Below are 18,164 nucleotides of genomic sequence, written 5' to 3' on the forward strand. Positions count from 1 at the left end.
ATTTTTCCACCCGCCGAGAGCACCTTTCCATGAGACAGATCACCGCCGCCCAGGCCGCCGCGCTGTTGCAGGACGGGGACACGCTGCTGATCGGTGGCTCGGGGGGCGGCCATGCGGTGCCGGATGCGTTGCTGGCGGCCGTGGGCGAACGCTTCCGTGCCACGGGCGCGCCGCGCGCCATCACGGCGGTGCATCCGGTGGGGTTGGGAGACGGCAAAACCCGCGGTGCAGGCCATCTGGCGCAGAAAGGCCTGCTGAAGCGCGTCGTGTCCGGCACCTTCGTGAATTCGCCAGGCATTGCACGGCTGGCCCTGGACGAGGAGGTGGAGGCCTACACCCTGCCGCAGGGCGCCATGTCCCAGCTGATGCGGGAGATGGCGGCAGGGAGACCAGGGTTGCTGACGAAAACCGGACTGCACACCTTCGTGGACCCGCGACAGGGCGGCGGGCGCCAGAGCCGCCGCGCAACCGAGGACCTGATCGACGTCGTGGAGTTCCGCGGCGACGAGTATCTCTTCTATAAGCCTTATTCGGTGAACGTCGCCTTCCTGCGTGGATCGGCGGCGGACGAGGACGGCAATATTTCCATGGAGCATGAGGCGGTTACGCTGGAGATGCTCAGCATGGCGCAGGCCACACGCCGCGCAGGCGGAATCGTCATCGCGCAGGTGAAGCGTATCGTGCCGTCCGGCTCCATCCACCCGAAGATGGTGAAGGTTCCCGGCATCCTGTTGGATGCGGTCGTGGTTGAGCCCGACCAATGGCAGACTTACGAGACACAGGAAAGCTTGGCCTATTCCGGCCATCTGCGAGTGGCGCTCGAGGATATTCCCCGCCTTCCGCCAAGTCCCCGCCGCATCGTCGCCCGGCGCGGGGCCCTTGAATTGTTCGAGGCCGCCATCTGCAATCTTGGTTCCGGCATCTCGACCGGAATCGCCAATGTGGCGGCGGAGGAGGGAATCCTGCGCCGGATCTGCCTGACGAACGAGCAAGGGAATATTGGAGGCGCACCGGCAAGCGGCAACGAGGCAGGCGCTGCCATGAGCCCGGACGCACAGGTGGACCAGCCCTACCAATTCGACTTCTACGATGGCGGCGGCCTCGATCTTGCCTTCCTCTCCTTCGCCGAGTTCGATGCCGAGGGCAATGTGAACGTCTCCCGCTTCGGCGGGCGCATTGTCGGGCCTGGTGGCTTCATCAACATAAGCCAAGGTGCGGGTTCCGTGGTGTTTGGCGGTACGCTGACGGCCGGCGGCGCCCCGAAGGCGGTTCAGCGTGTCGAGCAGGTGACCTTCTCTGGCCCGTATGCACGCAGCCGCGGCCAGCGCGTCACCTATGTGACGGAACGTGCCGTGTTCCGGCTCGGAGAGGGCGGGCCGGAGGTGATCGAGATCGCGCCAGGAGCCGATCTGGAGGTCGATGTGATTGCAGCCATGGGCTTCCGGCCCCGTGTCTCGCCGGCACTGCGACGCATGGAGGCCGGGCTGTTCGCGGACGGGCCCATGGGGCTGGCATCCTGTCTGCCGGGGCGCCCGCCCCGCCCGGCACTGAACCGCTTCGCCATGGGGCAGGCTGCGGAATGACCGGCTGCCCGACATTCCTCTCGGCAGGGGAGGCGGCGGAGTTCCAGAAGACAATTTCCGCCGCCGACATCGCAGCCTTTGCCGAGATCAGCGGAGACCATGACCCCGTGCATGTCGACGCGGACTTCGCCGCGCGGACGGCGTTCGGCCGCATCATCGCGCATGGCGCATTGGTGATGGGGCTGCTTTCCACCACTGCATCGATGATATCCCGGCGCTCCGTCGAGCGCGGTAGCCCTGGCACGCCGGTTTCGGCCGGCTATGACCGTGTCCGCTTCACGCGCCCGGTCTTCGCCGGCGATGCGCTGACGGCCCGCTACTTGGTCGAGGATGTGGACGATGCTCGTGGCCGGACCCGCGCAAGAGTGGAGGTTGTGAATGCAGAGGGCGAGACGTGCCTTGTCGGGACCCACATTCTCTCCTGGGTCAGGGCGCCCGAGTGACCGGCTGCTGCCCGTCCAGCATCGGCGGCTGGACCGGTTCGCGAGCCTCCGATGACCAAGATCCTCACGGCTCAACGCCGGAAGGGTCCTCCGACGGCCTAGTCGGTGTCGGAGGAACATATGAAGCCGGTGGAGGCGGAGCCAATGCGGCAGGAGGCAGAATGCGGCTCCTGCCTGCTTCAGCGCCGCGCCGCCCTTCAAAATCTTACCGCATCTATTTGAAGGAATAGCGCCATGCGCCGGACCGCCGTTGCCGTCCTTGCCGCCCTCGGCGCCACGCCGCTTGCCGCGATCGCCCAGACGCCGGGATCATTGCCAGCGCAGCAGGTGGAATTTTGTTCGATCATCAAGGAGGCCTGGAAGGCCTATTGGCCGGTCCTGCGGCGGGCTCGTAACGAACGAGACGCCACCGCCCGTGATCGCCTCCGCCGCGAGCTGGAGGTGCTGCTACGTCAAAGAGAGCAGAGAACCGACGCTTTGTTGCGCCAGTCTGACTACCGCTTCTCGGAATGGCGGCTGGGGATTCAAAGTGTTGGCATCTCCGGCCAGATCGGCAGCGGAAAAATCCTTCTGGCTGCGCAGATTCCCTGCCTTTCGGATTCAGCCATTACTCTCGAGATGCCTTACACAAAGGTCTTTGAGGAACATATCGCAGCGCGTGGCCCAGACAATGCAATCATCGTTTCCGGGACCTTTATCCGTCCGCCGGAGGGGCAAATTGACGCTGGGCTCAGGCTGGCTGGAGGGCGGGACCCGGATCGCACCATGTCGAATCCCGAATACAGGGCAACCGTGGATGCAGTAGGGGGTAAGTCGCCATAACTCCTCTTTACTCCTCGTTTAGGAGGAGGGAGGCGTCACACCCTACTTTCTGGCCCTCCAAGGTCGCGTCACTCCGCTCTTGCGAGGCAGTTGACCCGATTAGCGGCTGAGGGCTGAGGGCTATGAAGTAACGTCGTTACTGCCGCAGGTCGGGCGGCGCGCAGTGTAGCACGAATGCGGGCTGGCCGCTTGTTGTCGTCAGATCGATGTTGTCCGGGTTCTTCCAATTTGCAGTCCGCATGCCGATCACCGGCAGGCCACCTTCGGAGGCGGGTGGGCCATAATGGCGCACGAGCCAGCTGCGCAGTAGCTCATTCTGCGCTTCGCTCGGCACCGCATAGGATATGCAGGCGAGCCTTCCTGTCCCTGTGTCGAAGGAAAAGCGGACTTGCAGGCGCAGCGGCCCGTCCGTGAAGGCGCCTTCGGCGGCATACTCCAGCTTGGCTTCCTCGAGGCGCCGTCTTTCCGCCTGCGGCAACATCCTCGCAGAGCCGCCGGACGCTCGCACGACCTCTGCCGGCGTCATGGTCCAGCGCGTGTATTCCCAATCCGATCGGGCACTCGCCGGTAGAAGCACACCGAGCAGAGCCAATGCTCCAAGCGTTGCTGACCACGCCATGGTCACTTCTGCCTCATTCCCGAGAGGGTATGAGAGCACCAACCACTTGGCGACGGCAAGCTGAAACCGGGGTGCGCCCCCAGGAGAGTGTCCGGGTGTTGCGGGCTGCCCCCGGCGATGCGGGCCGAGGCGTCGAGCTAGGTCGACGCGTCGAGCAGCACTCTCGGGTAGAGGTTGGCGAAGGAGGCGCGGGTGGACAGGTTGAAAGGCGATCGGGCTGCCAACCCCCGTCCGCTGCCGCAGGGTCTCAGCGCCTGTCTCGGCGTTCGGAAGGATGCACGAAGTCTCGTGGGGTGGACACCTCGGCGGAACCGGTTTCAGGTTGCAACGACGGAGCAAGGCGCGGGCTCTCGCTGGCGCTCCTGGCAGGCATTGCTGTGCCGGCTGTGCTGGATGCGAGATCCAGAGCGCAACGGAAGAACCGCCACTGAAGCGGGAAGAGGGAGATACGCCATGCTGTGCCGCCGTTCGATGCTGGCTGCCGCCATCGCCGCGGTATCGATGCCTGCAAGCGCCCAGACTTGGCCCACCAGGCCAGTGCGCATCATTGTTCCCTATCCGCCGGGGTCCGGCACGGATATCATCGGCCGTGTCGTGGCTGAGCAACTGCAGGCCAGTTGGGGGCAGCCGGTGGTGGTGGAGAACCGGCCCGGCGCCGGCGGCACGATCGGAACGGATGCCGGCGCAAAGGCCGCGCCGGATGGATACAGCTTCCTGGTCTCGGATGTCGGGCCGCTTGCGATGGCGCCAAGCCTCTATGCGAGCCTGCCTTACGACCCCGTCCGGGATTTCGGGCCAGTGAGCCTCATCGCGCGACTTCCGTTCGTGCTTGTGGTGCATCCCGCCGTGCCGGCACGCACTGTCGCCGAACTGGTCGCGCTGGCGAAGGCGCGCCCAGGCGAAGTCACCTATGCCTCGGTGGGAAACGGCAGCGCCACCCATCTTGCAATGGAGCTGTTCCGCACGGCCGAGGGCATACAGTTGACGCATGTGCCCTATCGCGGCAGTGCTCCGGCCCTCAACGATGTAGTGGGCGGGCAGGTCTCGGCGATGTTCGTCAACACGGCCTCCTCCGCCGACCTGATCCGCGAGGGGCGGTTACGGGGCCTGGCCATTGGCTCGCGTGAGCCATCGCCGATCCTGCCGGACGTGCCCGCCTTGTCGAAGGCCTTGGGCAAGGACATGGAAGCAGGCGTCTGGTTCGGGTTGCTCGCACCGAAGGGCACCGAGGAGGCGTTGGTCCGCCGTGTGTCGGCGGATGTCGTGCGCGTCCTCGCTAACCAGGGCGTGCGCGCCAAGCTGGAGGGGTTAGGAGCCGAGATAGCGACGAGCCAGCCTGCCGAGTTCGCGGCGTTGATTGCAGCCGAGCGCGATCGTTGGGCGCCAGTGGTGCGTGCCTCGGGTGCGCGGATCGAGTGAGGAGAGTGCGGATGACCGACGGAGCAACCCAGGCGCTTGCGGCGCTGGTCGCTGAGACGGAGTGGAGCAGCCTGCCGGAGGAGGTGCGGCACGAAGGGCTCCGCTCCTTCGTGAACTGGCTCGGTTGTGCCATCGGCGGGGCGCCGCACCCAGGCGTCCTGGCCGCCGCCCGCGCCGCGACGGCTTTCGGCGGACGGCCCGAGGCCACGCTGCTCGGTATGCGGCGGCGCGCCGATCCCATGGCTGCGGCGCTCGTGAACGGTGTCTCCTCCCATGTCGCGGACTTCGACGACACGCATGAAGGGACGCTGATCCATCCGAGCTCACCGGTGCTCTCCGCCGCGCTGGCCCTTGCGGAGGCGCGAGGCGCAAGCGGCGAGGCCTTGCTCACCGCCTTCATCCTGGGGGTGGAGGCGGCCTGCCGGGTCGGCATGGCCGTCTCGCCCACCCATTACGATGCCGGGTTTCACATCACGGGCACGGCGGGTTCGATCGGCGCGGCCGCTGCTGCTGCCAGGTTGCTCGGCCTTGACGCCGAGCGGACCGCCTGGGCGATCGGCATCGGCGCCACGCAGCCGGTCGGCCTGCGCGTGCATTTCGGCACCATGACCAAGAGCTTCCATCCCGGACGTGCGGCGCAGAATGGTATCCTCGCCGGGCTGCTGGCGGCGGAGGGCTTCGGCGCGGCGCCGGATGCCATCGAGGGGCGCCGCGGCTTTGCCGAGGTGCTTTCCAGCGACTTTGCCCCGGAGCGGATCAGCGATGGCCTGGGTGGGCGATGGGAAATCATGCGCAACACCTACAAGCCCTTCGCCTGCGGGCTGGTGGTGCATCCGGCCATCGATCTCTGCATTCGGCTGAGGGGCGAGCCGGGTTTCTCCGTCGATAATGTCGAGCGGATCCAGATGCGTGTTCATCCGCTCGTGCTGGATCTTACCGGCAAAAGGGAGCCCAGGAGCGGGCTGGAGGGTAAGTTTAGCGTATTCCACGCGGCCGCGGTGGCATTAGTGGATGGCGCTGGCGGCGAGGCCGAGTTCTCCGACGAGCGCGTGCTGGCACCGGAGGTTGTGGCGCTGCGTCGGCGGATCGAGGCCGTCGTGGACGAGACTTGCGGCCGGACCGAGACACATGTTGTCATCACCTTGCGGGACGGCAGCGAACTTCGGGCATCGACGGCAGCACCGCTCGGGAGCCTTGCAAATCCGACGCCCGATGCGGCGCTCGGCACCAAGTTCCTTTCCCTCGTCAGGCCGGTTCTTGGGGGAGAGGTCGGGGAGAGGCTGCTCAGCCATGCCTGGCGGCTGGCAGACCAGGACAGGTTGGACTGGCTTGCCAGCGATGCGTGACTGCCACACGCCGCAAGGCTGATGCTCGCTGCCACGCGACCGGTAGCACTTCAGACCTGGACATGGCTCATCGTCCCGGAGCCATGCCCAAGTGACGTGACCATGCCCCGAAGCATCGTGCCGAATTCCTCCGCCAGCCGGTTAGCCACCTCCCCACGGAGCTTCAGGAGGCGATAGTCGAAGGCGACGTCCGGCACGAAGCGCTTGGCAAGGATGGGCAACCCGCCATGGTCCTCGGCCACCAGCGGATTCACCAACGCCACCCCGAGCCCGGCGGCGGCAAGGGCGCAAAGCGTCGCGCTGTTCGCTGTCTCGACGCGAACGCGCGGCTCGACACCGGCACTGCGGAATGCGGCCTCGGCCGCGTGACGTGCGCCCTCGTTCTGCGCAAGGGCCAGGAATGGCTCGTCCACCAGATCCGCTGGCGTGATGGGCCGCCGGAGCCGGGCGAGCCGGTGACCGCGCGTGACGAGAAGAACACCCGTCAACCGTAGCAGCGGCTCATCCTCGACGGCGGAAAAGCCGGTGCGCGGCGTGGCAATGCCCAGGTCAACCTGCCGGGAGGCCACCCACTCATGCACCGTGCTCGAGGGGCGCACCTGCAGCGAAACGGTCACGGCAGGATGGCGGTCCATGAAGCGGCGTAGTGCGTCGGCCATGAAGCGGCCGGACAGGGCGGGCGCACAGGCGAGCCGCAGGCGCCCGGTGCCGAAGCTGCGGATGTCCTGGGCTGCTGCGCGGAGGCGCTCCAGGCCGCTGAAGCTGTGCTCGACCTCCCGCAGGAAGGCCTCGCCCTCTGGCGTCAGCCGCGCCGCGCCCTGGCCGCGCGAGAAGAGCTGAAAGCCGAGCGCGCCTTCCAGCCGCGCGACGGATCGCGTCACCGAGGGTTGCCCCACCCGCAGCACCCGCGCCGCCCGGGAGAATCCGCCAGCGCGTGCCACAGCGCGGAACGCTTCGACCTGACGGATGTCCATGCCCACTCCCCATGCCTCTTAAGAATGGAAGCTGCCTCATCGAGCATTTGACGGCATAGGGCAGCGTCCGCGTCAATGCAGCTATGCGCGGTAATGGCCTCTGGCGTCGAAATCCCGAGCTGACAGGCTTCCGATCCTTGGCGGGCGGCCCGGCGCTGCCGATCGGTGACTGGTACGAAGGCTGCCCCAAGGCACGAGCCGAAGGGGCACCGACGAGCGTTGTTGCCCTTTATGCGAACAGTCCGGCCATGGCGCCGGGCACGGGCCGGATGGCCGATGCTGCCGGCTGGATGCCCTATCTGGATTGGCCGTCCCTCGGCGAGGGTGGCACGCCGCTGATCCCGCTGCCGGCACCGGGACCGCTCCGGTCGCTTTCGATCAAAGCTGAGTGGATGAATCCGACCGGGAGCCACAAGGACCGCATGTCGCCGCTCGTCGTTGCGCGCGCGGCGGAACTGGGCGCGCCGGGCGTCATCTGCGCCTCCTCCGGCAATGCGGGGATTTCGCTTGCGGCCTATGCGGCGCGGGGTGGCTTGCGCTGCCGCGTCGTCATCACCCCCGCCGTTCCGGACGCCGTCCGCCGCACGCTGCTGGCCCATGGGGCGGAACTGGTCGGTGCGGCGGATGGACTAGCGCGCTGGAAGCTGGCGCGGCGGCTGGTGCGGCAAGAGGGCTGGTACCCGGCTACCAACCACAGCCTGCCGGCTGTCGGGAGCAATCCTTGGGGTGTGGAGGGCTACCGAAGCCTCGCCTTCGAACTGGCGGCGGTCATGCCGGCAGGCTTTGATGCTATCATTCTTCCAACGGCGCGTGGTGACCTCGCCTGGGGCGTCGCCGCCGGCTTCATCGCATTACGGGATGCTGGGTTCTGGCCCACGGCCATTCCGCGCATCGTTGCCGTGGAGCCATTCCCACGCCTGTCTGCCGTGCTGGCGGGCCGGGCGCGCGTCACGGACCGTTTCGAGGGCGGCACCCGGCAAACCTCCACGGCGGGCGCCACAGCGACGGACCAGGCGCTACGGGCGGTGCGGGACAGCGGCGGCACGGCGCTGACGATCGATGATCCTTCGGCAGAGGCCGCGCAGGCCACGCTCGCAGCCCGGCACGGCCTGCTTCTTGAACGCTGCGCGGCAGCACCCTTCGCGGCCCTCGGAACCCTCGTGGAATCGGGATGGCTGCAAGCCGGAGCGCGCGTCGTGCTGGTCGCGACGGCGGCAGGGCAGCGCGACACGGAGTGGGCGCCTCCCCCGGCGCTGGAGATGGCGGCATGACGGGCGAGACAATCTTCCATCCCGATTTCCGCGCTGAACCGTATTGGTGGGATGCCGCGCCGCCCGAGGAGGCGAGGGACGAGCCGCTGCCCGCCTCCGTGGACCTGCTGATCATCGGCAGCGGCTTCGCGGGCCTGTCGGCTGCCCTGGAGGCGGCGCGTGGCGGCGCCCGGGCTGCGGTGCTGGATGCGGGCCCGCTCGGCGGCGGCGCCTCGTCGCGCTCCGGCGGCATGGTGAGTTCTGGCCAGAAGCTGGTGCTGACTGCCGCCCTGGACGGGCTGCCGGCGGCCGAGCGCGAGGCAGCCCTGGAGGACAGCCAGGCGACGTTCGACTTCCTGAAGGACCTGGTCGCGCGGGAGGCGCTGGACGCCGACCTTCAACTCTGCGGCCGCTTCTTCGGCGCCTTCGCCCCGGCCCATCTCGCGACCCTGCGGCGCAATGCGGAGACGCTGCACTGCCGCACCGGCGTCACCATTCGGGTGCTTTCCCGTGCGGAGCAGCGGGAGGAGATCGGCTCCGACTACTTCCATGGCGGCTTCGTCGTGGAGGATTACGGCGGCGTTCATCCGGCCAAGCTGAACCGCGCCCTGCGGCACGCCGCCCGCGCTGCCGGGGCGACGTTGCACAGCCATGCCCGCGTGCTCGGCACCGGGCGCGACGGCGCGGGCCATCTGGTGCGAACCGAGCGTGGCGACGTGCATGCCGCCCATGTCCTCTATGCCACCAATGGCTACACGGATCGCGCCAGCCCCTGGCTGCACCGGCGGGTGATCCCGGTGATGAGCTACCAGATCGCCACGGAGCCGCTGCCGCCCGGCATGATGGACCGGCTCATCCCGAAGCGCCGCATGGTGACGGACAGCCGCAAGGAGCTGACCTATCTGCGCCCCTCGCCAGATGGCACGCGGCTGCTGCTCGGCTGCCGCCCGCGCGCGCTTGGCGCATCGCCGGAGGTCCAGACGCGGCGGATGCGGGACCGGATGCTCCGGATCTTCCCAGAACTTGCGCCGATCCGCATCACCCATTCCTGGAGCGGCTATGTCGGCATGACCGCGGACCGCCTGCCGCATATCGCAGAGAAGGACGGGGTGATGCATGCCGTGGGCTGCAACGGCAACGGCGTCGCGCTGATGACCTATCTCGGCTGGCATGCGGCGCAGCTTGTCCTCGGGCGCGCCAATCGCCCGGCCTTCTTCGCACGCCCGGGCTTCCCCGCCGTCCCATTCCCCGCGCGCGGCCCCTGGACCGCGCCGATCGCGAGCGCTGCCTATCACCTGCGCGACTTCACCGCGAACCCAGCCGAGGTGCTGGCGGAGCGAGCGGGACGCGTTCCCTCATCCTCGACCCAATCCAAGGAGAGCTGACCATGCGCGTGCTTCGCCGGGGCCTCGCTGCCGCCATCCTCGCCGCCACTTGCCTGGCCGGCCTGTCGGCAGCCTCCGCCCAGACCCTGCCACCTCTTCCGCAGGGAATCCGCGAGGGGGGCGTGCTGCGCGCCGGCGTGCGCTGCGACCAGCCGCCCTATGGCTTCCGCGGCGCCGATGGTGGCTTCGCCGGCATCGAGACCGAGATGGCCCGCCAGATGGCGGCCTGGGCCTTCGGCTCGGCCGACAAGATCGACCTGCAATGCGTCACCGCCTCCAACCGCATCCCGCAGCTCAACGCACGCCGCGTCGACCTGCTGATCGCAACGCTCGGCATCACGCCCGAGCGCGCGCAGGTCATCGATTTCTCCAACTCCTACCGCTGGGGCGGCTCGGGGCTGCTGGTGAAGAAGGACAGCCCGATCCGTGCCTTGGATGACGTACGCAGCCGCAGCGTGGTCATGTTGCGCGGCACCACTCAGGCCCAGTGGTTCGATGCGAACATGCCCGGGCTGAACGCGCTCCGGCTCAACACCGCCTCGGATGCGCTGCAGGCGCTGCAGCAGGGTCGGGCCGAGGCCTATGCGCATGACGCCGCGACGCTGGTGGTGATCGCCGCCCGCGATTCCTCCCTCCGCGTTGTCGAGGAGCCCTTTGCGGTAACCGAGGCGGCCGTTGGCCTCCGCAAGAACGAGCCAGAGTGGCAGGCCTGGATCAACGCGGCGCTGGACCGCATGAAGGCCGAGGGTCTGTACAACAAGTGGGTCGAGTCAGTGGTCTCCGCCGAGATCCGCCCCTTCTACCTCTCGGCCTTTAACGATCCGAAGCCCGACGCGCGCTGATGGATTTCGATCTCGACTACCTCACCCGCCAGCTGCCGGCCCTGTGGCAGGGCATGCGGCTGACGGTGGAGGCCAGCAGCCTCGCCATGCTGCTGTCCTTCGCGGTCGGGTTGCTGGGGGCGAGCCTGCGGATGATGCGCATGCCCGTGCTGTCGCCGCTGGTGGCTGCCTATGTCGAGTTCATCCGCAACACGCCAATCCTGGTTCAGCTCTTCTTCCTGTTCTTCGGGCTACCGGCCATCGGCCTGACGCTCTCGCTATTCTGGACCGGCGTGCTGGCTCTCACGCTCTGGGCCGGCGCCTTCCAGGTGGAGAACGTGCGCGGTGGCCTGGCCGCTGTTGCGCCCGGCCTGCGCGAGGCCGCGAGCGCGCTAGGGCTGACCCGCGTGCAGTATCTGCGCCTCGTCGGCTTGCCACTCGCGATTCGCACGGGGCTGCCTTCGATGCTGAACACGGCGGTCTCCCTCGTGAAAAACTCGGCCTATCTCTCTGCCATCGGGGTGCAGGAGCTGAGCGGTGTCGCCTTCGACCGCATCGCGAACGACTTCCGCGCCTTCGAGATGCTGGCCGTGCTGCTCGTGGGCTACCTGGCCGTCGTCCTCACCCTCAGCGCTGCCGTGCGCGCGCTGGACCACCGCCTCTCCGCGCCGTTCAGGGCCGCCTGATGCAGACCCTGGCCCTCGTCCGCGAGAACATGCCGCTGCTGCTCATCGGGCTGCGCGCGACGCTGCTGCTCGCCCTGGTAACCCTGCTCGTCTCGACGATCATCGGTATCGTGCTCGGTACGCTGGCAACCTTGCGGCCCCCATTGGTCCGTATCCTCGCGGCCTTCTATGTCGAGGTGTTTCGCGACATCCCGCTGATCGTCACCATCTTCACCATCTTCTTCGGTGCGCCTCTCCTCGGCATGCCGCTCGAGCCTTTTCCCGCCACGGCGATAGGGCTGTCCCTCTGGGGTGGGGCGAATGGCGCCGAAATCGTGCGCGGCGGCATCCGCTCCGTTTCGAAAGGGCAGCGGGAAGCGGCGACGGCACTCGGGCTCCGCCTGTGGCAGACCTATCTGCTGGTGCTCTGGCCGCAGGCACTCCGCGCCGTGCTGCCCGCCTATACCGGGCTGCTGGCGCTCATCATCCAGTCCACCTCGCTCGGTGCCCTGGTCGGCGTCACCGAGTTCCTCAAGGCCGGCGGCCTCATCATCGAGCGCAGCACCGTGATGCTGGGGATCAACCCGGCCTTCGGCATCTACTCGGTCGTCCTCCTCACCTACTTCGCCATCTGTTCCATCCTGACTGCCCTGTCCCGCCGGCTGGAGCGCCGGCTCGCTGTCGGCCATGACCGGCGCGCTCCGGCCATGCCCGATGCCAGCGCGGTCTGAAGAACCCCACAGGACCCATCATGTCGCATCCATCTGCCGTACCTGCCTCCAAGGTCAGTCGCCGGCTGACCCAGGGCATCGCCCCCGAGGTCATCGAGCATATCTACCTCCCACGCTTAGCCGGTGAGCTGGAGGCGACCTTTCCCTATCTCTCCGCGCTGAACGAGGCGCATCTCGTGATGCTCGCGCGCCAGGGCATTGTCACGCCACAGGTGGCCGCCACCCTCGCCGGCGCGCTGCGCCGCGTGGCCGAGGAGGGACCAGGGGCGATCGAGGCCGATCCGATGCTGGAGGACGCCTATTTCAACGTCGAGGCACGGATCATCGCACTCGCCGGCGCCGATGCCGGCGGGCGGCTGCATATTGGGCGAAGCCGCAACGACCTGTCCGCCGCGCTCGACCGGCTGCGCATGCGCGGCATCCTGCTCGACCTGCTGGAGGCTGCCGCCGCGCTGCGCGGTTCCCTTCTGGACCGCGCGGATATCTTCGCCGAGGTGGTGGTGCCCGGCTACACCCACCTTCAGCCCGCACAGCCCATCACCTTCGGCTATTATCTCTCCGGCATCGCCTCCGCTCTGGAGCGTGACGCGGCGAGGCTGCAGGAGGCTTGGGGGCGGCTCAACCTCTCGCCCATGGGTGCGGCGGCGCTGGCCACCACCTCCTTCCCAGTGGATCGTGCCCTGGTCGCGAGGTTGCTGGGTTTCGATGCGGTGCTGGAGCACGGGCTGGACTGCGTTGCCAGCCGTGACTTCTCCTTTGAAGTGGTCTCGGCCGCCGCGCAGCTTGCGTTGACGCTGTCCCGCTTCGCGGAGGACATGCATGTCTCTGTCACACATGAGTTCTCGGCGGTGGAGTTCCCGGATTCCGTCTGCGGCACCTCCTCGATCATGCCGCAGAAGAAGAATCCGGTGGTGCTCGAGCATCTGAAGGCCAAGGCCTCGCATGTTCTCGCCGCCGTGATGTCCATGGGGGCCTGCGTGCGCGCGAGCCACTTCACCAATACCCTCGACGCGCATCGGGAGGGACAGGCCATGGTCTGGACGGGGCTGACGGAAACCCGTCGCGCCATCGAGCTGGCTCGCATTGCCGCCAGCTCCGTACGCCCCAATGCCGACCTGCTCCTGAAGCGGGCGCGCGCGAACCATTCGACCGCGACGGAGTTAGCCGACCTGCTGGTACGCCAGGCCGGAATGGACTTCCGCACGGCCCACCACGTGGCTGGCGCGGTGGTGCGACGCCTGATGGATGCCGGGCTGGGTGCGCATGAGGCAACGCTGGCGATGGTGGACGATGCGGCCCGGCAAGTGGCCGGACGTCTTTCGGGCCTGGAGGCGTCGGCCGTGGAGGCGGCTCTCGATCCCGTTCGTGCCGTCGCCTCCCGCAACGTGACCGGCGGCACCGCGCCGGTCGAGGTGCGGCGGATGGTGCAGCGGATGCGCGATAGGCTCGCGGAGGATGAGGCGCTGGGCCTGACGCGCAGGCGGCAGGTGGGGCAGGCCCAGTCGGAGCGGCAGGCTGCGGTCGCTGCCCTGCTTTAACCTGCGATTGCCGCCTCGCGGCTTGCCGTGAGCCGGGCCGCGCACCCCGGGTGCGCGATGGGCTGAAGTTGCGGGTGCGGAAAGGGGTTGCCGCGGCAACGCGCTCTTCACCGTGACGCGCTAAACCGCCTGGATGCTCCGCGTCCTCCTCCTTATCCTGCTGACCACCACTTCCGCCTGGGGCGCTGAATTGCGCGGCCGGGTGGTGGGCATCACGGATGGCGACACCCTCACTCTACTGACCCATGAGCGTAGGCAGGTGAAGATTCGCCTGGGGGAGATCGACACGCCGGAGAGCCGCCAACCTTATGGCAGCCGGGCGCGGCAGGTGTTGGCCTCGATGGTCTTCCAGCAGCGGGCGCGCGTCGTGGTGCAGGATGTCGACCGCTACGGCCGGACCGTAGGCCGGGTGTATGCGGGCTCGCTCGACGTGAACGCGGAGATGGTGCGGCGCGGCGCAGCCTGGGTGTATCGCCGCTACAGCCACGATCCCTCACTGCTGGTCCTGGAGAAGGAGGCCCGACGTGCTCAGGCCGGGCTTTGGGCGCTACCCGAAAGCCAGAGGACACCGCCTTGGGAATGGCGGGAAGAGGATCGATAGGACCCACGGCTGCTCCCTGCCATGCCGATGGCGGCAGCGGGATGCTCGCGGCGCTTCGGACCGGCCTGATTGCTATAACCGGCGGTGATGGCACGTCGAGGGAAAGCGATAGGACAGAGCCACGGAAGCCGGGCTAGGACCTTCCCGAGGCCCGGCGGCGAGCGATGCGCGATGACTGGGCGGGAGGACGATGCCTATGTCGGCAGTAGGGAGCCGGGCACCGCGTGCCCAGCCCGGGGACTAGGCCGATGGCTCCGGATTCGCCGCAGGCAGTGACGGTGCTGCAGGCCGCCATGGGAAGCTATCCCCGCACGCGGGCACTGAAGGAGGGCTCGATCACCTCTCCGCTGCTGCGCTTGAACTTCGCAGATATCCCGGTGATCAGCCGCGCATTCGCACCGATGGTCCGGGACATGCGCTTCGACGTCTCGGAAATGGCGATCGCGACCTTCCTGCAGGCCAAGGCCATGGGTCGGCCGCTGGTGCTGCTGCCGGTGGTGCTCGCCGCGCGCTTTCAGCAATCAGCCCTGCTTTGCCGTGCCGAGGGCCCGGTGCGGGGCCCGGCGGATCTCGCCGGGCGGCGGATCGGCGTGCGGGCCTATAGCCAGACCACGGGCATGTGGCTGCGGGGCATCATCGCCGGGGAGGGCGGCCCACGCCCAGCCGAGTGCCGCTGGATCACCTTCGAGGACGCGCATACCGCCGGCATTGCCGATCCGCCCTGGGCCGAGCGCGCCGCACCCGGCGAGGACATGCTGGCGATGCTGCAGGCGGGCGAGTTGGACGCGGTAATCGTCGGCAACGATGCTCCGGATGATCCCGGCCTACGTACCGTCTTTCCTGATCCGGCCGCCGCGGCCGATACCTTCTGGTCGCGCCACCACATCGTGCCAGTCAACCACATGCTGACCGTCACGGCGGAGTTGGCGGCGCGCCGGCCCGACCTTGTGGCGGAGCTCCTGCGGATGGCCCGTGCCGCTGCCGCCTTGGTGCCCCCAGGCGAGCGTGGCCCACCACCCGGCAACCGCGCGGAACTGCGCCCCGTGCTGGAGCTCGCCCTTCGGTACATGGCCGAGCAGGACATGCTGCCGCGGCCGCTGAGCATCGAGGAAATCTGGGGCGGCCTTCCGGCCGAGGCGGAGTGAAGGAAGGGCCATGACAAGCTTCGCGATCATCGGCTTCGGCGAAGTGGGCAGCATCTTCGCCCGCGACCTGCAGGAGGGCGGGGCAGGGGTGCTGCACGCCTTCGACATCGCGGCACCAGCGCGGGACCGCGCGGCCGCCGCCGGCGTTACCCTGCACGCGACGGCCGTTGAGGCCGCGGCGCAGGCCGAGGTGATCTTCGTCTCGGTGACCGCCGGCTCCGCGGCGGCAGCGGTGCAGTCGCTGGCGGGAGGGCTCGGGCATGCGCCCTTTGTCGTCGATGTGAACTCCATCTCGCCCGCGGCCAAGCAGGCAAATGCGCGCGCCACCTCCCTGGCCGGCGGACGCTATGTGGAGGCGGCGGTGATGAGCAGCGTTCCACCCCGCGGCCTGCGCTCCCCGATGCTGCTGGGCGGTGGAGATGCGCCCGACTTCATGGCCCTGATGGCACCCTTCGGCATGGACCTGACGGCCTTCTCGAAGGAGATCGGCAAGGCCTCCTCCGTGAAGATGTGTCGCAGCGTCATGGTGAAGGGGCTGGAGGCACTGACCACCGAATGCATGCTCGCCGCCCGCCATTATGGGGTGGAAAAGGAGGTGCTGCGTTCCCTCTCCGATACGCTGCAGCATGAGGATTGGCGCGGGCTGGCCCGTTACGTGATCAGCCGCGCGCTGATCCATGGCAAGCGCCGGGCGGAGGAGATGCGCGAGGTGGCCCGCACCGTGCAGGAGGCCGGCGTGGAACCGCTCCTGAGCGCCCCGATCGCTGAGCGCCAGGACTGGGCGGCGGCGCGAGGGCGCGAGATGGGGCCGGCGGCGCTCGCCACGACCGATCTGGAGGCGCTGCTCGACGCAGTGGCGGCAACGGTGCCGCGCAAGGCTGCCGCCGAGTAGCGGGCTTCCTGCCAGTGAAAGCGCCAGCACCACGCTGCGGAAGGTGCGGAAGATGAGGAGACGCCCGTGAACATCCAACGCCGTGATGCCCTGCGTCTGGTTGGATTGGCCGCTGCGGTCTGGGCTGGCCCGGCCGCCGCCCAGGCGACGCTCCCGGACAAGCCCATCCGCCTGATCGTGCCCAACGCCGCCGGAGGCGTGGCGGACCTGACCGCCCGCACCGTCGGCGCCGCCCTGTCCGAGCGGCTGAAGCAGCCGGTGGTGATCGAGAATCGCCCCGGCGCGGGCGGCATCGTCGCAGGCCAAGTCCTGGTTGCGGCCCCGGCCGACGGCGCCACGCTGATGGTCGCGACCAATGCCAATGCCATCAGCAAGTCGCTCTTCCGCTCTCTACCTTTCGACCCGATCCGCCATTTTGCGCCAGTCGGGCTGATGGGCACCTTCGCCATCGCTATCCTGGTTGCGCCTGGCTCGCCGATCCGCACGGTGCAGGAATTGCTCACGCGGCTGAGGAATGACCCGCGCAACAGCAACATCGGCACGATCAGCGTCGGCAGCACGCAAAACCTGTCCGCCGAGCTGTTCAAGACTTCCGCCAATGTGGAGGCGACCATCGTTCCATTCTCCGGCACGCCCGCACTGCTCACCAGCCTGTTGCGCAATGACGTGACCGCGGCCTTCGAGATCGTGGCGCCGCTGATGGGCCAGATACGGGACGGCTCGCTTCGCGCCGTCGCCGTGACTTCGGCCCAGCGTGCGGCCAACTTGCCGGATGTGCCGACCTTACAAGAGGGCGGGTTGTCCGGCTTCGACGTGACCTCCTGGAACGCCGTGGTTGCCCCGGCGCGCACGCCAGTGCCGGTGATCGCCCTTCTGAACCGGGAGCTGAATGCCACCCTGGCGGATCCGGCCATCCGCGCGAAGCTGCTGGATGCGGGTGTGGAGGCCAAGGGTGACGAACCTGCCGCCCTGGGCCGGCTGATGGAGACGGAAGCTGAGAAGTGGCGCCGCGTGATCGAACGCGCTGGCATTGAGCGGCAGTGATCGAGAGGCGATGAGCATGAAGACCTGCAAGGCCCCGGATCCGAATCCCAGGACGCCTGCCTGCAAGCTGCCGGCGGGCGCCTGCGACGCGCATTGCCATGTCTTCGGTCCGGCGGACAGGTTCCCCTATGCGCCTGACCGATCCTACACGCCGCCCGATGCACCAGTGGAGGACCTGCGCCGGGTCCACGCCGCCATCGGCGTGGAGCGCGCGGTGATCGTGCAAGCGAGCTGCCACGGCACCGACAACACGGCGATGGTCGATGCGATCGGCCGTAGTGGGGGCGCCTATCGCGGTATCGCGATCGTTGGCGGCAGCATCACGGATGCAGGACTGGAGGAACTGGACCGCGGTGGGGTGCGCGGCGTGCGCTTCAACTTCGTGAAGCACCTCGGCGGGACACCGGATCTGGAGGCCTTCGATCGCGTGCTGGACAGAATCCGGCCGCTCGGCTGGCACGTCGTGCTGCATCTGGATGCTGGGGACATCCTGGAGCATGCGGAGCGCATCGGCCGCATCAAGGTGCCCTTTGTCATTGACCATATGGGCCGCGTGCAGGCGAAGAATGGGCTGGAGCAGGAGCCATTCCGCCGCCTGCTCGAACTGATGCGCAACGAGTTGGCATGGGTGAAGATCTGCGGCCCGGAGCGTGTCTCCAGCGCCGGGGCCCCCTTCCACGATGCAGTGCCCTTCGCCCGCCGGCTGGCCGAGGCGGCGCCTGATCGGACTCTGTGGGGCACAGACTTCCCGCATCCGAACATCGCCGGCGACATGCCGAATGATGGCGACCTCGTGGACCTCCTGGCCCTGGCCGTGGAGGACGAGACGGCCCGCCGCAAGATCCTGATCGACAATCCCGACCGCCTCTACTGGGCGCGCTAGGAG

Annotated in this window: 18 protein-coding genes; 16 read left to right on the forward strand and 2 right to left on the reverse strand. The window is 68.1% G+C overall.

The annotated features are described in order from the left end of the window. The first annotated feature begins 29 nt into the window (after nucleotides 1-29). The 3 genes from GSE44_RS02535 to GSE44_RS02545 all read left to right on the forward strand — a co-directional run bounded on the left by GSE44_RS02535 (nucleotide 30) and on the right by GSE44_RS02545 (nucleotide 2,848). On the forward strand, nucleotides 30-1,583 hold the full coding sequence (locus GSE44_RS02535; RefSeq protein ID WP_159347011.1) for an acyl CoA:acetate/3-ketoacid CoA transferase: 1,554 nt from the start codon (nucleotides 30-32) through the stop codon (nucleotides 1,581-1,583). Next, nucleotides 1,580-2,026: a MaoC family dehydratase gene (locus GSE44_RS02540; protein ID WP_159347013.1), complete on the forward strand. Its 447-nt coding sequence runs from the start codon at nucleotides 1,580-1,582 to the stop codon at nucleotides 2,024-2,026. Before GSE44_RS02535 ends, GSE44_RS02540 begins: the two co-directional genes overlap by 4 nt. A 234-nt stretch (nucleotides 2,027-2,260) precedes the next feature. After that, complete coding sequence (locus tag GSE44_RS02545) at nucleotides 2,261-2,848, forward strand: hypothetical protein (RefSeq protein WP_159347014.1); 588 nt, start codon at nucleotides 2,261-2,263, stop codon at nucleotides 2,846-2,848. 136 nt (nucleotides 2,849-2,984) lie between these two features. Here the strand turns inward: GSE44_RS02545 and GSE44_RS02550 are convergent, their stop codons facing one another. Next, nucleotides 2,985-3,467, reverse strand: a complete 483-nt coding sequence (locus tag GSE44_RS02550; protein WP_235924516.1) for a hypothetical protein — start codon at nucleotides 3,465-3,467, stop codon at nucleotides 2,985-2,987. 453 nt (nucleotides 3,468-3,920) lie between these two features. Here GSE44_RS02550 and GSE44_RS02555 point away from each other — a divergent pair, with 453 nt between their 5' ends. Both GSE44_RS02555 and GSE44_RS02560 read left to right on the forward strand, forming a co-directional pair. Continuing rightward, nucleotides 3,921-4,886, forward strand: coding sequence for a Bug family tripartite tricarboxylate transporter substrate binding protein (locus GSE44_RS02555; protein ID WP_159347018.1), 966 nt, complete (start codon nucleotides 3,921-3,923; stop codon nucleotides 4,884-4,886). Nucleotides 4,887-4,897: 11 nt separating this feature from the next. Beyond that, complete coding sequence (locus GSE44_RS02560; RefSeq protein ID WP_159347020.1) at nucleotides 4,898-6,232, forward strand: MmgE/PrpD family protein; 1,335 nt, start codon at nucleotides 4,898-4,900, stop codon at nucleotides 6,230-6,232. A gap of 50 nt (nucleotides 6,233-6,282) precedes the next feature. Here the strand turns inward: GSE44_RS02560 and GSE44_RS02565 are convergent, their stop codons facing one another. Next, nucleotides 6,283-7,206, reverse strand: a complete 924-nt coding sequence (locus tag GSE44_RS02565) for a LysR substrate-binding domain-containing protein (protein WP_159347022.1) — start codon at nucleotides 7,204-7,206, stop codon at nucleotides 6,283-6,285. A 137-nt stretch (nucleotides 7,207-7,343) separates the two neighbouring features. Between GSE44_RS02565 and GSE44_RS02570 the strand changes: the two genes are divergently transcribed. From GSE44_RS02570 to GSE44_RS02620, 11 genes are all read left to right on the forward strand, one after another. After that, nucleotides 7,344-8,477, forward strand: coding sequence for a threonine synthase (locus GSE44_RS02570; protein WP_159347024.1), 1,134 nt, complete (start codon nucleotides 7,344-7,346; stop codon nucleotides 8,475-8,477). After that, nucleotides 8,474-9,841, forward strand: coding sequence for an NAD(P)/FAD-dependent oxidoreductase (locus tag GSE44_RS02575; RefSeq protein ID WP_159347026.1), 1,368 nt, complete (start codon nucleotides 8,474-8,476; stop codon nucleotides 9,839-9,841). Before GSE44_RS02570 ends, GSE44_RS02575 begins: the two co-directional genes overlap by 4 nt. 2 nt (nucleotides 9,842-9,843) lie before the next feature. After that, nucleotides 9,844-10,683: a transporter substrate-binding domain-containing protein gene (locus tag GSE44_RS02580; RefSeq protein ID WP_159347028.1), complete on the forward strand. Its 840-nt coding sequence runs from the start codon at nucleotides 9,844-9,846 to the stop codon at nucleotides 10,681-10,683. Continuing rightward, nucleotides 10,683-11,348: an amino acid ABC transporter permease gene (locus tag GSE44_RS02585; protein ID WP_159347030.1), complete on the forward strand. Its 666-nt coding sequence runs from the start codon at nucleotides 10,683-10,685 to the stop codon at nucleotides 11,346-11,348. The genes GSE44_RS02580 and GSE44_RS02585 overlap by 1 nt, the downstream gene beginning before the upstream one ends. Then, nucleotides 11,348-12,058 (forward strand): amino acid ABC transporter permease, encoded by a 711-nt coding sequence (locus tag GSE44_RS02590; RefSeq protein WP_201305903.1) that lies wholly within the window; start codon nucleotides 11,348-11,350, stop codon nucleotides 12,056-12,058. Before GSE44_RS02585 ends, GSE44_RS02590 begins: the two co-directional genes overlap by 1 nt. Before the next feature lie 20 nt (nucleotides 12,059-12,078). After that, nucleotides 12,079-13,596 (forward strand): argininosuccinate lyase, encoded by a 1,518-nt coding sequence (argH, locus tag GSE44_RS02595; protein ID WP_159347032.1) that lies wholly within the window; start codon nucleotides 12,079-12,081, stop codon nucleotides 13,594-13,596. Nucleotides 13,597-13,729: 133 nt separating this feature from the next. Continuing rightward, nucleotides 13,730-14,197: a thermonuclease family protein gene (locus GSE44_RS02600; RefSeq protein WP_159347034.1), complete on the forward strand. Its 468-nt coding sequence runs from the start codon at nucleotides 13,730-13,732 to the stop codon at nucleotides 14,195-14,197. 248 nt (nucleotides 14,198-14,445) lie between these two features. Next, a complete protein-coding gene (locus GSE44_RS02605) occupies nucleotides 14,446-15,342 on the forward strand; it encodes a substrate-binding domain-containing protein (RefSeq protein ID WP_159347036.1) in 897 nt (298 codons plus the stop codon). A 10-nt stretch (nucleotides 15,343-15,352) separates the two neighbouring features. After that, nucleotides 15,353-16,234, forward strand: a complete 882-nt coding sequence (locus tag GSE44_RS02610) for an NAD(P)-dependent oxidoreductase (protein WP_159347038.1) — start codon at nucleotides 15,353-15,355, stop codon at nucleotides 16,232-16,234. Nucleotides 16,235-16,300: 66 nt separating this feature from the next. Beyond that, entirely contained in the window at nucleotides 16,301-17,278 is a 978-nt protein-coding gene (locus GSE44_RS02615; RefSeq protein WP_235924517.1) for a Bug family tripartite tricarboxylate transporter substrate binding protein, read from the forward strand. A gap of 16 nt (nucleotides 17,279-17,294) precedes the next feature. Further along, complete coding sequence (locus GSE44_RS02620; protein ID WP_159347040.1) at nucleotides 17,295-18,161, forward strand: amidohydrolase family protein; 867 nt, start codon at nucleotides 17,295-17,297, stop codon at nucleotides 18,159-18,161. The last annotated feature ends 3 nt before the right edge of the window (nucleotides 18,162-18,164 follow it).

The sequence above is a fragment of the Muricoccus harenae genome (genome assembly GCF_009848505.1).
Classification (GTDB): domain Bacteria; phylum Pseudomonadota; class Alphaproteobacteria; order Acetobacterales; family Acetobacteraceae; genus Roseomonas; species Roseomonas harenae.

Excerpts from the sequence above, each read along its gene's own strand:
- GSE44_RS02605 (WP_159347036.1), top strand. The coding sequence starts at position 14,446 with ATGGCTCCGGATTCGCCGCAGGCAGTGACGGTGCTGCAGGCCGCCATG.
- GSE44_RS02550 (WP_235924516.1), bottom strand. The coding sequence starts at position 3,467 with ATGGCGTGGTCAGCAACGCTTGGAGCATTGGCTCTGCTCGGTGTGCTT.
- GSE44_RS02555 (WP_159347018.1), top strand. The coding sequence starts at position 3,921 with ATGCTGTGCCGCCGTTCGATGCTGGCTGCCGCCATCGCCGCGGTATCG.
- GSE44_RS02540 (WP_159347013.1), top strand. The coding sequence starts at position 1,580 with ATGACCGGCTGCCCGACATTCCTCTCGGCAGGGGAGGCGGCGGAGTTC.
- GSE44_RS02590 (WP_201305903.1), top strand. The coding sequence starts at position 11,348 with ATGCAGACCCTGGCCCTCGTCCGCGAGAACATGCCGCTGCTGCTCATC.
- GSE44_RS02560 (WP_159347020.1), top strand. The coding sequence starts at position 4,898 with ATGACCGACGGAGCAACCCAGGCGCTTGCGGCGCTGGTCGCTGAGACG.
- GSE44_RS02545 (WP_159347014.1), top strand. The coding sequence starts at position 2,261 with ATGCGCCGGACCGCCGTTGCCGTCCTTGCCGCCCTCGGCGCCACGCCG.
- GSE44_RS02610 (WP_159347038.1), top strand. The coding sequence starts at position 15,353 with ATGACAAGCTTCGCGATCATCGGCTTCGGCGAAGTGGGCAGCATCTTC.
- GSE44_RS02585 (WP_159347030.1), top strand. The coding sequence starts at position 10,683 with ATGGATTTCGATCTCGACTACCTCACCCGCCAGCTGCCGGCCCTGTGG.
- GSE44_RS02565 (WP_159347022.1), bottom strand. The coding sequence starts at position 7,206 with ATGGACATCCGTCAGGTCGAAGCGTTCCGCGCTGTGGCACGCGCTGGC.
- argH (WP_159347032.1), top strand. The coding sequence starts at position 12,079 with ATGTCGCATCCATCTGCCGTACCTGCCTCCAAGGTCAGTCGCCGGCTG.
- GSE44_RS02575 (WP_159347026.1), top strand. The coding sequence starts at position 8,474 with ATGACGGGCGAGACAATCTTCCATCCCGATTTCCGCGCTGAACCGTAT.
- GSE44_RS02620 (WP_159347040.1), top strand. The coding sequence starts at position 17,295 with ATGAAGACCTGCAAGGCCCCGGATCCGAATCCCAGGACGCCTGCCTGC.
- GSE44_RS02600 (WP_159347034.1), top strand. The coding sequence starts at position 13,730 with ATGCTCCGCGTCCTCCTCCTTATCCTGCTGACCACCACTTCCGCCTGG.
- GSE44_RS02535 (WP_159347011.1), top strand. The coding sequence starts at position 30 with ATGAGACAGATCACCGCCGCCCAGGCCGCCGCGCTGTTGCAGGACGGG.
- GSE44_RS02580 (WP_159347028.1), top strand. The coding sequence starts at position 9,844 with ATGCGCGTGCTTCGCCGGGGCCTCGCTGCCGCCATCCTCGCCGCCACT.